Origin of the sequence: Chitinophaga sp. (assembly GCF_017745275.1) — a bacterium.
Lineage (GTDB): Bacteria > Bacteroidota > Bacteroidia > Chitinophagales > Chitinophagaceae > Chitinophaga.
In genome coordinates this window covers 70,336-85,456 of the sequence record NZ_JAGHZS010000013.1, presented here as the reverse complement: position 1 = coordinate 85,456, position 15,121 = coordinate 70,336, and the positions used below count along the sequence as shown (strand labels likewise).

The following is a 15,121-nucleotide window of genomic DNA, read 5'->3' as shown; positions in this document are numbered from 1 at the left end:
CACCTGCCTTTCGTCATTCGCACCGTTTACTTTTTTACAGCTTTTTTCTTTTTGATATCAAACCACAGGGGGGAGGTATCGGTCACATCACCATTATAGTTAATGGATAATTCTTCACCTTTTTTAATATCGCGGCGGGTAATGATGCTCATGGTTTCTTCCTTAAAGTCCATTTCATACTCGCAGTTGGGCTGATAATCGTGGTTATAGATAGAACAGAAACCTAAAGCCACACAGGAACGTGTTTCTTTTGCGCCCCAGAGAAAAAGGTAATTATGGAGTCTGGTTTTATCTGCGATTTCTGTATCATCATAAGAGAGGACAAGTACAGGGGAAGTTTCGATTCTCGTGCCGGCTGGAATATTTTCTTTGGTATACACTCCTCTGCCTCTTCCCTTAGACTTATCAACGTACAAGTATGGCTTAATCATAGCTCAATTTCAAATAAAAGAAGACGTAAAGTAAAGTTAAAGGAAGAAGTTATCAAAATCATGTTTAAAAAATTTAGGTTTGCGGCCCGGAAATTATTTTTTTTGCGGAATATCAAGCAATACATATGATCAATTACAACCCAAAAGAGTGGTTTACCTTTATTTTTCGCATTCATAAAGCGGACACAGTAAGAAAGCTGTTTCCTATGTTCATCGCGCTTTCCATCTATTCAGGGTTGATTGCATGGCTGGAGCTGGAGGTATGGAAGTTGTCGGCCAACAGTGAGGTATCCAAGATTTCATTGATGCATGGGTTGCTGAGCTTTGTGATTTCCCTGTTACTGGTATTCCGGACCAATACCGCGTACGACCGCTGGTGGGAAGGGCGCCGGCAATGGGGAGCGCTTGTGAACAGCAGCCGCAACCTGGCTATAAAAATACAGGCCATGTTACCAGCGGAGAACCAGGCCGACCGCCACTTTTTCAAAGTGATGATTCCCAATTTCGCCTATGGCCTGAAAAATCACCTGCGTAAAACTTACCTGTCGAATGAGATAGAAGTGTTGCCCGGACAGGAATCGCTGCATATGGACATCAGTAAGCACGTGCCTAATCAGCTGACACAGTTGATTGTCAGCAAAACCATGGAATTGTACCGCAACGGGCAATTATCCGGCGATCAGCTGATTGTGCTGAATACAGAGCTGCAAACGTTCGCCGATGTATGCGGCGCCTGTGAACGGATCAAGAACACGCCTATCCCCTTCTCCTACAGTGTTTTTATAAAAAAATTTATATTCTTCTACATCATGACCATGCCTTTCGCGTATGTATTCAGTCTGGGATACCTGATCATTCCGATGGTAGTGTTTATCTTCTTTGTACTGGCGAGCCTGGAGCTGATTGCAGAAGAAATTGAGGATCCCTTTGGTAAAGATGCCAATGATCTGCCCATTGATACCATATGCAGCAATATCCGCCTGCATGTATCAGAATTATTATAATGACTGTCCCGGCAGCGTGCTATTTTAACTTATTTTCGCAGATAGAGGCAATTGTACATGGAAAATGAAGCTTTACTGGAAAAATTCCAGACACTGACAGATGAGAAAAGTTACCGTGAACTGTCAGTATACCTGGATGACCAGCTGATAACGGATATAGCCGAATTGATTCACGAGGATCCCGATCAGGCCGATGTCATCATCAATAACCTGTCGATCAGCAGAGCGGCGGCGGCTTTCCGTATCCTGGACTTTCCATTACAGGAAGATGTGATCCGCACTTTATCGGCGGGTAAGATTGCGGAACTCATGAACGAGTTGCCGGCGGATGACCGTACCGCCTTCCTGGAAGAGCTTCCCAGCGAAGCCGTAAAAGAACTCATTAAGTTACTCGATCCGGAAGAGCGGCGGATAACCCTTTCCCTGCTGGGTTACAAGGAAAACAGTGTAGGCCGTATCATGACGCCCGACTACATTGCTGTCAGGGAAGAATGGACGGTGAAGCAGGTACTGAATTATATCCGGGAGCATGGTAAAGACAGTGAAACGATTGATGTTATATATGTAATCGACGAAAAAGGCCACCTGCTGGATGACTTCCGGATACGGGAGTTCCTGCTGGTATCGCCGGATACGGTGGTGCATACCCTGATGGATGACCGCTTTGTATCACTTCATGCCAACGATGACCAGGAAGAAGCCATACAGGTTTTCCGGATGGAAAACAGGGTAGCCTTACCGGTAGTGGATGATCAGGGCGTTCTGCTGGGTATTGTGACCATCGACGATATGTTGTGGATCGCAAACGAAGAACATACCGAGGATATTCAGAAGATAGGTGGTACCGAGGCCCTGGATGAGCCTTACCTCGACATGCCCATCTTCAAACTGATCAAGAAACGTGTAGGCTGGCTGGTGGTATTGTTTATCGGCGAAATGCTGACGGCTACGGCTATGGGCTTTTTTGAAGACGAAATTGCCAAGGCAGTTGTACTGGCCCTGTTTGTACCACTCATCATTTCCAGTGGTGGTAACAGCGGCTCCCAGGCTTCTACACTAATTATACAGGCCATGGCGCTCGGTGAAATCACCGTAGGCGACTGGTGGCGGGTAATGCGCAGGGAAATCATTTCCGGGTTGATATTAGGTGGCTGCCTGGGCATGATTGGATTTATCCGCATCCTGCTATGGAATACATTCTTCCATACTTATGGAGATCATACCGTGCTGATAGGTGCCACCGTAGGGATTTCGCTCGTAGGAGTAGTGCTTTGGGGAACCCTCTCCGGTTCTATGTTACCGCTGGTATTAAAGAAATGCGGCGCGGATCCGGCTACGTCTTCCGCTCCTTTTGTAGCCACCCTGGTGGATGTAACAGGGTTGTTGATTTACTTTACCGTGGCGTATACGCTAATGAAAGGCATTTTGTTGTAGAGCAGAAAGCAAAAAGCAGAAAGCAAAAAGCTATTGAGGCGAATGATATAAGCGATTTTTATTATCCGCTTTAATCATTCGCCTCAATAGCTTTTTGCTTTCTGCTTTCTGCTCTAATAACATATTTCCTTCAGCGTAGTACCGTCTTTATTCTTCCGCACTATAAACATCCTGTCATATTCCTGTTCTCCGATAGAATCCACGCGTGGCGCTGTGGCGCGCAAGCTATGTAACAACGGAATAATCGTATTGGAATGTCCTACCACCAGGATGCGTTTGCCCCAGTCCTCATGACGGGTTACCTGGTAGATGAAGGATTCACCGCTGGTATCTGCTGCATAGATACAGGTATCGAGGTGCTGGTATATCCGGAGACTATCAGCAGTAGCGATGGTGCGTTTAAAAGGAGTAGTATAGATTTTATTCAGCCCTGAGTCTTTCAGCAGGCGGTATAAGGCACCCGCTCTTTCCTGTCCTGCTGGTGTTAAAGTGGAATCAAAGCCGGGATGCCTTTCGGCGTGCCTGATAATATAAAAGGTACCGGTTAGAAAGGTGGTATCTTCCGATACGGGTATTGGCTGCCGGGCAGACCTTTTGGGCTTACAGGCCACAAAGAGCAAGAGGGAAAGTAAGATTGGCAGTATGCGCATAAAGCGGATTTAGAGCAGCGGATGGCTATACGCCCATCCAAAAGTTACGGCAATTTATGATTAAACCGTTACATTTATTCCCCAACAAATTAATGAACCGCTATGAGAAAATGGGTATTACCCGCCATTATTTTTTTATCAGCCAACCGCATCTATGCCCAACAGGCAAGCCCGCTCACTGTAGAAAAGATCATGCGCGATCCAAAATGGATAGGAACTTCTCCAGATAATGTTTTCTGGGGCGCAGATAACCAAACCGTTTATTTCAGTTGGAATCCCGATAAAAACCTGGCGGACTCGCTGTACTATACGGGCATTAAAAACAATACACCCCGCAAAACAGCAGCTGCCGACCGGGCCCTGATCAATGCCCAGGCAACCGGTACGTATAACACGGATAAAACCTTACTGACTTATAGCTATGAAGGGGATATTTATTTACTGGAGATAAAAACCGGCAAGATCACCCGCATCACGCAAACAACGGCCACTTCCCTCAACCCTGTATTCAGCTTCGGCGGCAAACAGGTAGTGTTTCAGCAGAACCGGGACCTGTATGCCTGGGATCGGGCGTCCGGGCTGATTAGTCAACTAACCAGCTTTAATAACGGCCATAAACCGGCAGAAAAAGACGAAAAACAAACCGGTAACGCGGAACAACAATTCCTGAAAGCACAGCAACTGGAACTGATGGAAGTGATCCGGGATAAAAAAGCTAAAAAAGATGCGGCAACAGCGTTTAACACGGCTCACGAACATAAAACGTTACGCCCCCTGTACCTGCAGGGGAAACAACTAAGCAACCTGCAAATCAGCCCGGATGGCCGTTTCATTACCTATCACCTTTTCACCGCCCCCGCAGATGCGCCCGGTACTACGGTGCCCGCATTTGTGACCGCTTCCGGCTATACTACCGATATCCCTGCCCGCGAAAAGGTAGGCACACCGCAGGGTAGCTATGAAAGCTACATCTACGACCGGCAGGCAGATACGGTGTTGTCCATTAATACAGCCACGTTGCCGGGGATCAAAGACCAGCCGGATTACGTGAAAGACTATACGCGGAAAGACAGTCCACAAGTCAGAAGCGTAGTAATAAATGGTCCCTACTGGTCGGACCGGGGCACCCATGCCATCCTCGATATCCGCGCACTCGATAATAAAGATCGCTGGATAGTACTACTGGATGCTGCTACGGGTACTTTAAAAACAGTGAACCGTCAACGTGACGAGGCCTGGGTAGCGGGCCCCGGCATCGGCTGGACGGAAGGCGGCGGCAATATTGGCTGGATAGATGAAAATACCTGCTGGTTCCAGTCGGAAGCCAGCGGCTATTCGCATCTGTATACCAGCAATGTAAGCACCGGCGCCGTTACCCAGCTCACCAGCGGTAATTATGAAGTACAGGAGGCGCAGTTATCTCCTGATAAAAAATATTTTTATATCAGTACCAATGAAGTACATCCCGGAGAAAAACAATTTTATCGTATAGGCATTAACGGTGGCAAGGCAGAGAGGATTACTACCCTTCCGGGCGCCAATGAGGTAAGTATATCACCTGATGGAAAGTGGATTGCTTTCCGTTACTCTTACTCCAACAAGCCCTGGGAGCTGTACCTGCAGCCGAATACCCCTGGTTCGAAAGCCGTTCAGGTAACGCAACTGGCACAATCGGACGAGTTCAAAACTTACAACTGGCGCGATCCGCAGGTGATTACCTTCATGGCCCGCGACCAGCAACCAGTGTATGCACGCCTGTATACGCCTGATCCCGCGAAGCGTAACGGTGCTGCCGTAATCTTTGTGCACGGCGCAGGCTACCTGCAAAATGCCCACAAATGGTGGAGCAGCTATTTCCGTGAATATATGTTTCACAATCTACTCACGGATAAAGGATATACGGTATTAGACATGGATTACCGCGGCAGTGCAGGCTATGGCCGTAACTGGCGGACCGGTATTTATCGCTATATGGGAGGCAAAGACCTGGATGATGAAGTAGATGGTGCAAAATATCTGGCAGAGAAATTGCACGTGGACGCGCAACGCATCGGTATCTACGGTGGTAGTTATGGTGGCTTCATGACCCTGATGGCCATGTTTACCAAACCCGGCGTATTTGCTGCAGGAGCAGCTTTGCGCTCCGTAACCGACTGGGCACATTATAACCATGGTTATACCAGCAATATACTGAATGAACCATTTACAGACAGCATCGCCTATCGTCGTTCATCGCCCATCTACTTTGCAGATGGACTCAAAGGCAAATTGCTGATGTGCCACGGTATGGTAGATACCAATGTACACTTCCAGGACATTGTACGTTTATCACAACGTTTGATTGAACTGGGGAAAAACAACTGGGAGCTGGCAGTGTATCCGGTAGAAGATCACGGATTTATTACGCCTGGCAGCTGGACAGATGAATATAAAAGAATACTTTTGTTATTCGAGAGTACGCTCTTGAAATAATGGAGCATTTTTAATTTTTTTTATTTAGTAGACGCGCGATAAAAGAAATAGAAAAGGGAACACAGTGAATGATGCCGGTGAATATTAAGTTATCTTAATCTTTACCGGAATCGTTTCCTGTGTTCCCTTTTTCATTTTACATTGAATGTATGTAGAATGCTATGCTGACCATATCTTAACTTAAACAATATTCACATTTCCTGATGTGATTTTAACAATTAATGCGATATTGCAATGATAAACCTTAGTACAAATCCAAAAACCTTATGTGTGGAATAGTAGCTTACATCGGGCAGAGAGAAGCCTACCCGGTCGTATTGAAAGGCCTCAAAAGACTGGAATACCGCGGCTATGACAGCGCGGGCGTAGCCCTTATTAATAATGGGCTGCAGGTATACAAAAGAAAAGATAAAGTGGCTGCCCTGGAAGAATTTGTGGCAGGCAAGGATATGCGTAGTCATATCGCCATTGGTCATACCCGCTGGGCTACCCATGGAGAACCCTGCGATCGTAATGCCCACCCCCACTTATCCGGTGATGGCAAACTGGCCATGATCCACAACGGTATTATCGAAAACTACGTACAACTAAAACAGGAACTCATAAAAGAGGGCCATGTTTTCCAGAGTGATACCGACACAGAAGTGTTGTTACACTTCATCGAAGAAATTAAAAAACAGAATGAGTGTTCCCTGGAAGAGGCCCTGCGTATCGCGTTAAAGCGCGTAGTAGGTGCGTATGTGATTGTACTGATAGATGAAGATAATCCGGATACTCTCATTGCCGCGCGTAAAGGCAGCCCGCTGGTAATAGGCGTGGGCAAAGGAGAACACTTCCTCGCCTCTGATGCTTCTCCCATTGTGGAATACACCAAAGAAGTAGTGTATGTAAACGACTACGAGATCGCCATCATCAAAGCAGATGAACTGATCCTGAAAAATATTTCCAATGAAAGACAAACCCCATACATTCAAAAGCTGGACATCGAACTGGCAGCGATTGAAAAAGGCGGGTATGATCATTTCATGCTGAAAGAAATATTTGAGCAGCCACAAACCATCTTCGATAGTTTACGTGGCCGCCTGGACGCCAAAAAAGGCACGCTGACCATGGGTGGTATGCGGGAATATGCTGAAGTACTGAGCAATGCCAAACGTATTATTGTGGTGGCTTGTGGTACTTCCTGGCATGCCGGACTGGTGGCTGAATACATGATTGAAGAATTATGCCGCATACCGGTGGAAGTAGAATACGCTTCTGAGTTCCGCTATCGCAACCCGGTGGTAGGTCCCGGTGACGTTATCATTGCGGTATCACAATCCGGTGAAACGGCCGATACCCTTGTTGCTATTGAGAGCGCAAAAGAAAAAGGCGCTATCATCCTGGGCGTTTGTAACGTGGTAGGTTCTTCTATTGCACGTTTGTCGCATGCCGGTGCTTACACACATGCCGGCCCTGAAATTGGCGTGGCCAGCACCAAAGCGTTTACCGCCCAGTTGGCGGTACTTTGTCTCGTGGGGCTGAAACTGGCAGCAGACAAAGGCACCATTACCCCGCAACGTTTTCAGCACCTGCTGGACGAACTGGAACAAATTCCCGAAAAAGTAGCGACCGCCCTCAAACTGGATGACCAGATTAAACAGGTGGCCGCCAAATATAAAGACGCACGCGATTTCCTTTACCTGGGCCGTGGATATAACTTCCCCGTAGCCCTGGAAGGCGCATTGAAGCTGAAAGAGATTTCTTATATCCACGCAGAAGGATATCCGGCAGCGGAAATGAAACATGGCCCCATTGCACTGGTAGATGAACATTTACCCGTTGTAATCGTAGCTACTAAAGACAGCTACTACGAAAAAGTAGTGTCGAACATACAGGAAATTAAAGCCCGTAAAGGCAAGGTAATAGCAGTAGTAACAGAAGGCGACCACACCATTCCTCCTATGGCGGATGACGTTATTTTTGTGCCTGCGGCAGATGAACTGGTAGCTCCTATCGTATCTGTCATTCCTTTACAACTGCTCGCCTACCATATCGGCGTGTTAAAAGGGCTGGATGTTGATAAACCCAGGAACCTGGCAAAATCTGTTACAGTAGAATAGTTAAAACAGCTTTTAGCCATTAGCTTTTAGCTATTAGTAAATGCAGCGAAGAGGATGATATGTTGGCCTTCACTGCATTTACTAATAGCTAAAAGCTAATGGCTAAAAGCTCCAAAGACCATCCTCATGAATAATATCCAAAAAAGACCCCTCTCCGAACTGGGGTATCATTTCATTGAAACCACGTTACCGAAAGGCAAAGACGAATATTATCTCCGCAATGAACAATGGAGCAGACAAGATCAGTACAGGAAATTAACCGCATATGAAGTAGAAGCGCTGGTTCGTAATGACAACACTTCCGACGACTGGAATATTATTTTTGTTTCCAATGAATTCAATCCACAACTGGTACAGCACTGCCACTTTTTTGGGATGGTGCGTATCGGTAAACTGGAACCCTACTATCTCGAATTCCACAACCTCCGCATGCCGGTAGGTTTGTACAACAGTACTATCTGTGCCTGCGATTTCGGCGACAATGTAGTTGTACATAATGTTAACTACCTTTCTCACTATATACTCGGTAATGAAGTGATTGTAGCCAATGTAAATGAAATGGCTACAACAGATTATGCCAAATTCGGGAATGGTATTTTGAAAGAAGGTGAAAATGAAAGCGGCCGTATATGGATGGAACTGTGTAACGAAAATGGCGGCAGAAGTGTGATGCCATTTGATGGTATGCTGCCCGGAGATGCTTACCTGTGGACCCGCTACCGCGACGATGTTCAACTGCAGCAACAGTTTAAATTATTCACGGAAAAACAATTCGATAAAAGACGAGGCTACTATGGTATGGTAGGCGACCGCACTGTGATCAAGAATTGTAAAATGATCAAAGACGTTACTATTGGTACCGATGCCTATCTCAAAGGCGCCAATAAGCTGAAAAACCTGACCATCAACAGTAGCAGCGAAGCGTCGTCGCAAATCGGGGAAGGCTGTGAACTGGTGAACGGTGTGGTGGGCTACGGCTGCCGCGTTTTCTATGGCGTAAAGGCCGTTCGCTTTGTGATGGCTTCCCACTCACAGTTGAAGTATGGCGCCCGGCTGATCAACTCCTACCTGGGCAACAACGCCACTATTTCCTGCTGCGAAGTGTTGAATTCACTGATCTTCCCCGCACATGAGCAGCATCATAACAACTCTTTCCTTTGCGCCGCACTGATCATGGGCCAAAGTAATATGGCTGCCGGTGCTACCATTGGCTCTAATCACAACTCCCGCGGTGCTGATGGTGAAATCATTGCCGGCAGGGGATTCTGGCCGGGGCTTTGTGTAAGCCTCAAACATAATTCCCGCTTTGCCTGCTTCACCCTTATTTCCAAAGGCAATTACATGTCGGAACTACACATCTCCATTCCATTCAGTTTGGTAGTGAATGATGAGCATGAAAACCGCCTGAAAGTAATGCCTGGCTACTGGTTCCTTTATAATATGTATGCCATCGCCAGAAACTCGTGGAAGTATGTGGATCGTGATAAACGCACTGAAAAAATTCAACAGATAGAATACGATTACCTGGCGCCCGACTCCGTGGAGGAAATGTTCCAGGCATTGGCTATCATGGAAACTACCACCGGGAAAGCCTGGTATGCATTGCCGGAAAACACGCCAAAAAAGGAACTAACGGAAAAGGATATACGTAAAAAGGGAAAAGAATTATTAACAAATAATTTAGAAGAAGTGGCTAAGCTGACCATCCTCACCAAAGGGATGGAAAACAGCTCCCGGGAAGTGGAACTGCTGAAAGTACATCGTGCATATCCCCTGTTCCGCGAAATGATTGTATTATACGGCATCAAAAATATCCTGGCCGCCAACAAACCATCCTTCCTGGCTTTACAGGCAGCCGTTAGTACAGCTAAACGCAGCGACTGGCTTAACATAGGCGGACAGCTCATGAAAGCAGAAACAGTGGCAACCCTTAAAACTAAAATCAAAAAGAATAAAATCAGTGGCTGGCCACAACTGCATACAGCTTACGAGGAAATAGGCAATGAATATGCTGCAGAGAAACTGCAGCACGCCGTTGCCTGCTTGCTGGAAATCAAGGAAGTCCCCCTTAAAAGTATGACCACTGCAAACCTGGCGCAATGGATGCAGGATTCTATCGCCACTATGGAGTGGATCACCGGGCAAATAAAACGTTCCAGGGAAAAAGACTACAAAAATCCTTTCCGCCAGATGACCTATGAAAGCGAAAAAGAAATGAATGCCGTAATAGGCAGCCTGGAAGATAATAGCTTCATTAACCAAACAATTTCCGATCTTGAGACCTATAAATCAAAGGTTAACCAAATTATACGAGAATGGGAACTGTAGAAAAAACAAGATGTGCCTGGTCTACCAAAGATAAACTGTACCAGGACTACCACGATGAAGAATGGGGCGTCCCTAACCATGACGACCAGCATCTCTTTGAAATGCTTTGCCTGGAAGGCGCTCAGGCCGGACTGAGCTGGTATACCGTGCTCACCAAAAGAGAAAACTACCGCAAAGCATTTGATAAATGGAATGTGAAAAAAATTGTGAAGTATGATGAGAAAAAGGTGGAAGAACTGATGGCCAATGAAGGCATCATCCGCAACCGCCTGAAAATAAATTCCGTTATCTCCAATGCGAAAGCCTTCCTGGAAGTACAGAAAGAATTCGGCAGCTTCGATAAATATATCTGGTCGTTTGTCAACCACCAACCCGTCGTGAATCATTATAAAAGCATGTCTGGCGTACCGGCTAAAACCGCGATATCAGATGCGATGAGTAAGGATTTACTGAAGCGTGGGTTTAAGTTTGTCGGATCTACTATTTGTTATGCGTATATGCAGGCAGTAGGCATGGTAGATGATCATTTGGAAGAATGCTGGAAAAAGACGAAAAAGAAAAAATAGTGATTTAGCTTTTAGCAGTTAGCTTTTAGTAAATGCAGCGAAGACCAACTAAGATAATCTTCGCTGCATTTACTAAAAGCTAAAAGCTAACTGCTAAAACCTAACTGTTAATCAATCAGTATTTCGCTTAACCCCTGATTATTAATAAACGTGTAGTCCGTCAGCGTATTCAAAAAGAAATACAATTGCCGCTTTTCCCTATCTGATAATGGAATCCCTTTCTTCACCAGCGGATCAGTAGTAACAGTAGCTTGCACACCATGATCGTAGAAGTCAAAAACCTGGTAAATATCGAAGAAACGCCCGTCGTGCATGTATGGGGCGCTTTTCAGGATATTGCGCAGGGAAGGTACCTTAAAACGAAGATTATCGTCCGTATTGCCAGTGATTTTCATGCGGCCTACATCGTTTAATGCCGGGAGATAAGGTAACCCGTTACTGCGGTAGGTAAGATCCGTAAACAGCGGTTCTTTATGACAACCGGCACATTTCTCCTGGAAGATAGCATATCCCGCTTTCTCTTCTTCTGTAAAAACAGCACCCGGTAGCTTCAACATCACACTATCATACCGGGAACCGGCAGATATCATGGTAGCAATAAACTGCGTGAATGCCTTGAACATTCTTTCACTGGTAATTTCCTCTGAACCAAATGCTGCTTTGAATTTACTGCGATAGTCCCGATCAGCCTGCATTTTTTCCAGCAGCTCTTTCAAATCCATTGCCATTTCGTTGCGATCTGTCAGTGGCGTTAATGGCTGCACTTCCAGGTGATTCACTCCTCCATCCCACATGAAAGCTTTTTGCCAGATCATATTAAACAATACCGGTACGGAGCGGGTGCCTTGTTGCCCGGCTACGCCATGCGCCAGCGCATGATCGAAATGACCGAAAGCCGCAAACTGCTGATGACAAAAACCACAGGAAACAGTGCTATCTTTCGAAAGACGATAATCATAAAACATAAACCGCCCCAGGGCTACGCCTTGTTTAGTGAGTGGATTACGCGAAAAATCATACAACGGCTTAGGAAAATTGGCTGGCAACTGCAGCAAATAAGGGTCAGGGCCACCGATAGCTTTCTTCTTTGTTCCGGCCTGCACCAGTAGCAACCATCCGCAGAAAATGATGATGATATAGATGCCTTTATTCATAGATAATGCCGGTTATCTGGAACATATGCTGGTAATTATTTGCTAGCTGCCTGGCTTTTACACCCGGCGCCATGATCACTACCGTATTTTTAAAACTGACGGTATCAGGCAAAAACCACTTTTCCACATCAGCGGTGAGATGTACACGGGGTTGCTTGTTTCCCGCAATGGTCAGCGTTTGTGGGAACGGCAAAGATACATATTTCAACACCTGGTCTTTTGATTTATAACCACCTGCATGAAACAGAAACTCCTGCATTGGTGTGTTGATCACAGGGGAATGCCCTTCTATCTGCGCCATAATATACCCGCTGTTCCAGGTCCAGAACATGCCGGATTCAACGGCCAGCGCGCCGGATTGTATGCCGCTCATATTGCGGATACTGTCTACCCCGATCAGGAACTGAAGGCTTTTATAACGGCCGGCAGGCACGCTGTCTAACCGTATTATTTTAGACATATCGAGTCCATCATCTACCAAAAAATAACTAACGGGCAAAACCACCCTTTCCCCATTAACATTTTCCAAAGAGAAGTTACTGAGAAAATAACGGAAACGGGTAATCGTAAATGGCTCGCCGGAGGGGTTGATATAAGTGACGGTTTTCCGGACCAGTGGCTGCGTTCCTACCACATGCGTGACAGACAGTTGCAGGGAAGCAACTGCCGGAGCAGCAGGCTGCTGCGACTGCGCCAACAATGCGTTTATCAGCAGGCAGCAGCAAGCATAGGAAATAAAAATCCGCAAACCCATGGAACTCCTTTTGTAAGAAAGTTACATGATTTTGCGGATTAAGTATTAAAAAGAAGTCAATGATAATATCTTAGGCTGCTGCATCCAGCTTATAGCCTCTTGCGCCGAACCATACTACTACTGCGAAGCAGATTAATGGAACCACATATGCCATCTGAATATTCGAAGCATCAGAAATCAATCCCATCAACGGAGGGCAAATAGCGCCACCTACAATAGACATGATTAACAGGGAAGAACCAAACTTAGTATCCTTTCCTAAACCGCGTAAACCCAGTGAAAAGATAGTCGGGAACATGATAGACATAAAGAACGGAACAAACAATACCGCCCCAATAGCTACATAACCTTTGGTGACCATAGCCAACAGGATAAGCGCTACATTGATCAATCCATAGATAGTCAATAGTATCTGCGGTTTCACTTTACTCATCAGGAAGGTTCCAAAGAAACGACCTATCATAAAGCCCAAACCAGCAACCCAGCCAAGTAAAATAGCAGCTTCTCTTTCCGGTATTCCGGCAGAGTATTTTGCAAAACGTATAAAGAACGCATTTACTCCTACCTGTGCACCCACATAAAAAAACTGTGTAGCAACTGCAGCAATTAAGTGTTTATGCCTGAAAATACTTCCTGTACTTTTGTTAGTATCTATCGACTCGTCGGCTACTTCCTGCACATCTGGCATTTTGGTCACCACGAAAAGTAAAGCGATCACTAATACCACCAAACCGATGATCATGTAAGGTACTTTTACCGTTCCTGCTTCTGCTGTCAGGTATTCCTGCATCTGAACCGGAGACATCGCATCCATTTGCGCTTTGGTCAGTTCTGTTCCGGAAAGAATAAACTTAGCTCCTAATACAGGCCCTAATACCGCGCCTACTCCATTAAAAGACTGGGCAAGATTAAGCCTGGTAGTAGCTGTTTCAGGGTTTCCCAATATCGTTACATATGGATTGGCTGCCGTTTCCAGGAAAGCCAGCCCACTTGCAATTACAAATAATGCACCTAAAAAAAACGTATACTCCCGGCTGTTTGCCGCAGGAATAAATAAAAAAGCACCTATTGCATACAGGCATAAACCGAAAATAATACCTGCTTTATAACCATACCGGCGCATCACAGCTCCCGCTGGCAACGCCATCAGGAAGTAGGCTGCAAATACAGCGGAGTCAATCAGTGAGGATTGCAAATCTGTTAACTGACATGCTTTTTTTAAATGCGGAATCAATACCGGACTCAGGTTATGGATCAGCGCCCATAAAAAGAACAAGCTGGTTACTAAAATAAACGGGAACAGGTAACTACCCGGCTTTGCACCGGTATTAGTATTGCTGGTATAGGTAGAGTTACTTACTGCGCCTCCGGCCATAACGAAGAATTTAATGTTTCAGGTGAATGTAAAATGATAACGTGTGTCGGCTCCTAATGCTTAGCTGATGGATCTGTCGAGATGAGTGTAACCCCCATCTACGTATACTATTTGTCCGGTTGTATGTGATGAACGTGGTGACAGCAGGAATACGGTTGCGTTGGCAATTTCTTCTGAAGTAGTCATTCTTTTTTCCAACGGAATTTTGGCGGTAATAGAAGCCAGTTTTTCCTCAGGATTCGGTAAAGAGTTGATCCATGTTTCATACAGTGGTGTCCATACTTCTGCAGGAATCACGGTGTTGATACGGATAGAATAAGGCAGCATTTCTACGGCCCACTCGCGGGTCAGTGCATTGATAGCACCTTTGGAGGCAGCATAACCGCTGGTATTACCTTGACCGGTGCTGGCTACTTTAGAGCCAATGTTCACGATATTACCTTTAGTAGCTTTCAGGTAAGGCAATGCAAAATGAGCGAGGTTGTAGTAATGAGACAGGTTATTTTGGAGAGAGGCCATAAACCTTTCCGGGCTACCGTTTTCGAGTCCTACGCCATCGTTGGCGCCGGCATTATTTACCAGGCCGTCAATTTTACCATACGCAGCTACAGTTTCAGCGATCACTTTCTTACAATCTTCCACTTTTCCCAGTTCTGCAGTAATAGCCAGTGCTTTTCCACCAGCAGCAATAATTTCATTCACTGTTTTTTCGTTGTCTGCCGTGCTTCTGCCAGCAATTACTGCAATGCCACCTTCAGCGGTGATCAGCCGGGAAATTGCTTCTCCGATGCCTTTAGCGCCGCCGGTAACGATAATCACTTTCTCCTGTAATCCTAAATCCATAGTCAGTA

The 15,121-nt window shown here is 45.9% G+C and carries 12 protein-coding genes; 6 read left to right on the top strand and 6 right to left on the bottom strand.

Annotated features, from left to right (window positions below):
- Positions 1 to 26: 26 nt before the first annotated feature.
- Complete coding sequence (locus tag J7623_RS30945; RefSeq protein WP_291929012.1) at positions 27 to 431, bottom strand: SET domain-containing protein; 405 nt, start codon at positions 429 to 431, stop codon at positions 27 to 29.
- 125 nt (positions 432 to 556) lie between these two features.
- On the opposite strand from J7623_RS30945, the gene J7623_RS30940 reads away from it, so the two are divergent.
- Together J7623_RS30940 and mgtE are read left to right on the top strand one after the other, a co-directional pair.
- On the top strand, positions 557 to 1,435 hold the full coding sequence (locus J7623_RS30940; RefSeq protein ID WP_291929009.1) for a bestrophin family ion channel: 879 nt from the start codon (positions 557 to 559) through the stop codon (positions 1,433 to 1,435).
- A gap of 57 nt (positions 1,436 to 1,492) precedes the next feature.
- Positions 1,493 to 2,869 carry a magnesium transporter gene (gene mgtE, locus J7623_RS30935; protein ID WP_291929006.1) on the top strand — a complete coding sequence of 459 codons (1,377 nt, stop codon included), beginning with the start codon at positions 1,493 to 1,495 and terminating at the stop codon, positions 2,867 to 2,869.
- Between the two features lie 113 nt (positions 2,870 to 2,982).
- Here the strand turns inward: mgtE and J7623_RS30930 are convergent, their stop codons facing one another.
- Positions 2,983 to 3,519 (bottom strand): histidine phosphatase family protein, encoded by a 537-nt coding sequence (locus J7623_RS30930; RefSeq protein WP_291929003.1) that lies wholly within the window; start codon positions 3,517 to 3,519, stop codon positions 2,983 to 2,985.
- A gap of 102 nt (positions 3,520 to 3,621) precedes the next feature.
- Here J7623_RS30930 and J7623_RS30925 point away from each other — a divergent pair, with 102 nt between their 5' ends.
- From J7623_RS30925 to J7623_RS30910, 4 genes are all read left to right on the top strand, one after another.
- The gene (locus tag J7623_RS30925) at positions 3,622 to 5,991 is read left to right on the top strand and encodes a prolyl oligopeptidase family serine peptidase (protein ID WP_291929000.1); all 2,370 of its coding nucleotides are present in this window, start codon (positions 3,622 to 3,624) and stop codon (positions 5,989 to 5,991) included.
- Between the two features lie 266 nt (positions 5,992 to 6,257).
- Positions 6,258 to 8,093, top strand: coding sequence for a glutamine--fructose-6-phosphate transaminase (isomerizing) (gene glmS / locus J7623_RS30920; protein ID WP_291928998.1), 1,836 nt, complete (start codon positions 6,258 to 6,260; stop codon positions 8,091 to 8,093).
- A gap of 126 nt (positions 8,094 to 8,219) precedes the next feature.
- Positions 8,220 to 10,421, top strand: a complete 2,202-nt coding sequence (locus J7623_RS30915; RefSeq protein ID WP_291928997.1) for a DUF4954 family protein — start codon at positions 8,220 to 8,222, stop codon at positions 10,419 to 10,421.
- Positions 10,409 to 10,987, top strand: a complete 579-nt coding sequence (locus J7623_RS30910) for a DNA-3-methyladenine glycosylase I (protein WP_291928995.1) — start codon at positions 10,409 to 10,411, stop codon at positions 10,985 to 10,987. Before J7623_RS30915 ends, J7623_RS30910 begins: the two co-directional genes overlap by 13 nt.
- 107 nt (positions 10,988 to 11,094) lie before the next feature.
- Here the strand turns inward: J7623_RS30910 and J7623_RS30905 are convergent, their stop codons facing one another.
- The 4 genes from J7623_RS30905 to J7623_RS30890 all read right to left on the bottom strand — a co-directional run bounded on the left by J7623_RS30905 (position 11,095) and on the right by J7623_RS30890 (position 15,113).
- Complete coding sequence (locus tag J7623_RS30905; protein ID WP_291928993.1) at positions 11,095 to 12,141, bottom strand: cytochrome c peroxidase; 1,047 nt, start codon at positions 12,139 to 12,141, stop codon at positions 11,095 to 11,097.
- Positions 12,134 to 12,895: an MbnP family protein gene (locus J7623_RS30900; protein ID WP_291928990.1), complete on the bottom strand. Its 762-nt coding sequence runs from the start codon at positions 12,893 to 12,895 to the stop codon at positions 12,134 to 12,136. The genes J7623_RS30905 and J7623_RS30900 overlap by 8 nt, the downstream gene beginning before the upstream one ends.
- Before the next feature lie 70 nt (positions 12,896 to 12,965).
- A complete protein-coding gene (fucP, locus tag J7623_RS30895; protein ID WP_291928988.1) occupies positions 12,966 to 14,270 on the bottom strand; it encodes an L-fucose:H+ symporter permease in 1,305 nt (434 codons plus the stop codon).
- 60 nt (positions 14,271 to 14,330) lie between these two features.
- The gene (locus tag J7623_RS30890; RefSeq protein WP_291928985.1) at positions 14,331 to 15,113 is read right to left on the bottom strand and encodes an SDR family oxidoreductase; all 783 of its coding nucleotides are present in this window, start codon (positions 15,111 to 15,113) and stop codon (positions 14,331 to 14,333) included.
- Between the last annotated feature and the right edge of the window lie 8 nt (positions 15,114 to 15,121).

Excerpts from the sequence above, each read along its gene's own strand:
- J7623_RS30945 (WP_291929012.1), bottom strand. The coding sequence starts at position 431 with ATGATTAAGCCATACTTGTACGTTGATAAGTCTAAGGGAAGAGGCAGA.
- J7623_RS30925 (WP_291929000.1), top strand. The coding sequence starts at position 3,622 with ATGAGAAAATGGGTATTACCCGCCATTATTTTTTTATCAGCCAACCGC.
- J7623_RS30900 (WP_291928990.1), bottom strand. The coding sequence starts at position 12,895 with ATGGGTTTGCGGATTTTTATTTCCTATGCTTGCTGCTGCCTGCTGATA.
- fucP (WP_291928988.1), bottom strand. The coding sequence starts at position 14,270 with ATGGCCGGAGGCGCAGTAAGTAACTCTACCTATACCAGCAATACTAAT.
- J7623_RS30890 (WP_291928985.1), bottom strand. The coding sequence starts at position 15,113 with ATGGATTTAGGATTACAGGAGAAAGTGATTATCGTTACCGGCGGCGCT.
- mgtE (WP_291929006.1), top strand. The coding sequence starts at position 1,493 with ATGGAAAATGAAGCTTTACTGGAAAAATTCCAGACACTGACAGATGAG.
- J7623_RS30915 (WP_291928997.1), top strand. The coding sequence starts at position 8,220 with ATGAATAATATCCAAAAAAGACCCCTCTCCGAACTGGGGTATCATTTC.
- J7623_RS30905 (WP_291928993.1), bottom strand. The coding sequence starts at position 12,141 with ATGAATAAAGGCATCTATATCATCATCATTTTCTGCGGATGGTTGCTA.
- glmS (WP_291928998.1), top strand. The coding sequence starts at position 6,258 with ATGTGTGGAATAGTAGCTTACATCGGGCAGAGAGAAGCCTACCCGGTC.
- J7623_RS30910 (WP_291928995.1), top strand. The coding sequence starts at position 10,409 with ATGGGAACTGTAGAAAAAACAAGATGTGCCTGGTCTACCAAAGATAAA.
- J7623_RS30930 (WP_291929003.1), bottom strand. The coding sequence starts at position 3,519 with ATGCGCATACTGCCAATCTTACTTTCCCTCTTGCTCTTTGTGGCCTGT.
- J7623_RS30940 (WP_291929009.1), top strand. The coding sequence starts at position 557 with ATGATCAATTACAACCCAAAAGAGTGGTTTACCTTTATTTTTCGCATT.